Origin of the sequence: Acidocella sp. (assembly GCF_028687955.1) — a bacterium.
In the GTDB taxonomy this organism is placed as follows: Bacteria; Pseudomonadota; Alphaproteobacteria; order Acetobacterales; family Acetobacteraceae; genus Acidocella.
Genome location: NZ_JAQTZC010000122.1, coordinates 1 through 2,553, shown reverse-complemented (window position 1 = coordinate 2,553; position 2,553 = coordinate 1). Strand labels below are relative to the sequence as shown.

Sequence of the window (2,553 nt, the reverse complement as noted above, 5' to 3'; positions counted from 1 at the left end):
CGTGCCGTTTGACACACTGAGGGGCAGTACGGCTTGGTCGCTGGCGCGGCGAACTTCGATGGTGCCGTGGAGGCCTTCGGGTAGGTCCAGTTCAAACCCATGATTGCCGCTGCCCAGCCCGGCAGTGCGCAAATCCTCGCGGTAGCGGTTGGCCAGCACCCGCCCGGCACGGCGTTCATCCACGAAAATATCCAGACAAACCGGCGCTTCCGGTGCTGCCTCGGCTTGTGCCCAGCCGGCACAGCGGCGCGGACCGGCAACATCCACATATCCGCGCAGAGCGCCATCTCCCGCCGCCAGCTCAATGCCTGCGCGGGCTGCGAGGCGGCCGCAGTATCGCGTCCAGCGCGAAGCCGTCATCCAGGCGCTGCAGGCACGGCGTGGGTGCGGCTTCAGGGCCGGGGTATAGCTGCTCGTACGCCCCGGCATTCTCGAACTGGCAACGCTGGCCGATGTCCAGGTAGCTTTCCGCCGGGCAGTCCTCCGCGAAGATTATTTCGTGTGTGTCCAGTTCGATGTGAAAATAGGTGACGCTGTCTTGATCTGGGAGCTGGAAGATGGTGCGGTTGTTGACCAGCCGGGCGGCATGGACCATGCCATCCGTCCACGGCGATGGCATGGCCAGGGGAAACACGCAGTTCACGGGCCGGAATCCCATCCTCGATGGCGCCAGGCTTGATACAAATGGGTAAGGTAAGATGCGTGTTCGCGAAGGTGCCCATGTAAGTGCACCACCCGATCCATTTGATCCGTTGCCCGCCGGCATAGCTGACGGTGACAAAATCCCCGGCACGAAGATTTTCCGCCGCTACAGGACCGCCAGGCGTGGCGATGAGGGTGCCCGGACAGAAACAGGGGGGCGTGGTGCCGCTCGTGGTCCAGTTGGCCTGCACGGCGCTGGCGAGCGCACCGGCGAAGGCTGCGCCGGCCAGGCTGGTGGTGCTGGAGGTGGCCGGGTTGAAGCCTGGGTTGAGTGTGAGGAATGTTTGCATGGCGGTGGTGAGTGCCGCGACATTGGCTGCCGGTAGCGTGCCATCCGCGGTGGTGAGGTCGGCCAGTTCGCTGCCAGCTTTGAGGAACCAGTTTTGCACCACCACCTGCTGACTGGCACCAAGCACGTTGATGAGCAGATTTTCCCCGGACTGCCCGAACCAAAGCTGGTTGTACGAAAGCCCGCTGAAATCGAGAGTACCAGCGGGAAGAGTGCTGCTGCTGGTGCCGTTGATGATGGGCACATTTCCGGCGAGCGAGACCTGTTCCAGCGCGGCGCGCAGGGCAGGCAGGCCGGCGGCGTAGTTGGGGTCTGAGAATGGCTGGGGAATAACCAGGATGACATCGCAGCCCATGGCGCGGTAGGTGGCGATGATTTGTTCAAGGTTGGCGGCGATGGTGGCGGTAGGCACCTCGACGCCGGAATTGGTAAAGCCGGTGATGTCGTTGATCCCGAGATCGATGAGCGCGAGGTTGGGGGAGAGCGCGGCGGTCCCGGCGACCTGGCCAAACCCTTGCGCGGAGCCGTGCAGCACCTGGCCGTTGAGCACGCTGATGTTGGCGTTGCCCGCCCCCCAGCCGCCAATGGCGGCGTTGAAAATTTGTACCTGGTTGCTTGTGCTGCTGGAGAAAGCGGCACCCTGGATATATGTTGGGCTTGCGAAATCGGCGGTGAGCGTGACTTGGCCGTGCAGCCCGGCCGGGATCGTGATGGTCTGCGACTTGGTGCTGCCAGTATTGCCAAATTGCATTGTGCCCACCGCCGTGCCGTCAACCGAGACGGTGAGGGCACCGCTGCCAAGGTCAATATAAGAAACCGAGAGGCGATTGTAGTTGCCCGGTGTGTTGAGCGAGAAGCTCACGGTCTGCCCCGGCGCATTGGTTTCGATCACCTGGCCGCCGGCATCGTACCACCCGATATAGGCGGCGGCGCCGGAGAGGCTCACGCGCTGATCCGTGGTGTCGCCGTTTTCGTTGCCCTGGCCAAGAAAATTATCGGACTGCGCAGAGACACCGAGGGCTAAGAGCGCCTGCGCCAATTCGGCCGGGTAGGAAAGGCCGCGAAACCCCGACACTGCGCTGCCGAAGCCGAGTGTCGTGGAATCACCAACCGTGACGATACGCGCGCCCTGCCCCGCGGTGAGTGAGGCGAGAAATCCAGAGAGTTGGGTTGCTAGATCCCAATTATACACGGCGAGCGCGCTGGCGCCTATGCTGCCCGCCGGGCTGACCGGCACGAAGGTGCCGACGATGCCGGAAGCCGAGGAGAGCGTAACCAGCTCCTACGCCTTGCCGTTCCCTGTGGAAACGGTTGCCATAACGCTGTCGAGAAAGGAGGTCCCGCTCATCTGCACCCCCAGAATTTCCGGTCTGGCACGGCCAAATGCCGTGCCCGGAAAATCTATCTCACGGCGGCAACGGTCCACAACATGTCTTATTTACTCATTAGTCGGTAAATAAGGCGACATTTTTGTAGCTTTAGTTGGCTATTTTTGGTATGGTTTTGTATGAAGCGCGACGGACGAAGTCTTGATCATCATACGTTGGAGGTCATCCGTGTGA

Annotated in this window: 2 pseudogenes; both read right to left on the bottom strand. The window is 61.9% G+C overall.

The features are described 5' to 3' along the window. A pseudogene (locus PHE40_RS10940) lies at positions 1–360 on the bottom strand (hypothetical protein); the annotation flags it as partial. Then, positions 302–1,742, bottom strand: a pseudogene (locus tag PHE40_RS10935) (Hint domain-containing protein). The pseudogenes PHE40_RS10940 and PHE40_RS10935, both read right to left, overlap by 59 nt. Positions 1,743–2,553 lie beyond the last annotated feature (811 nt).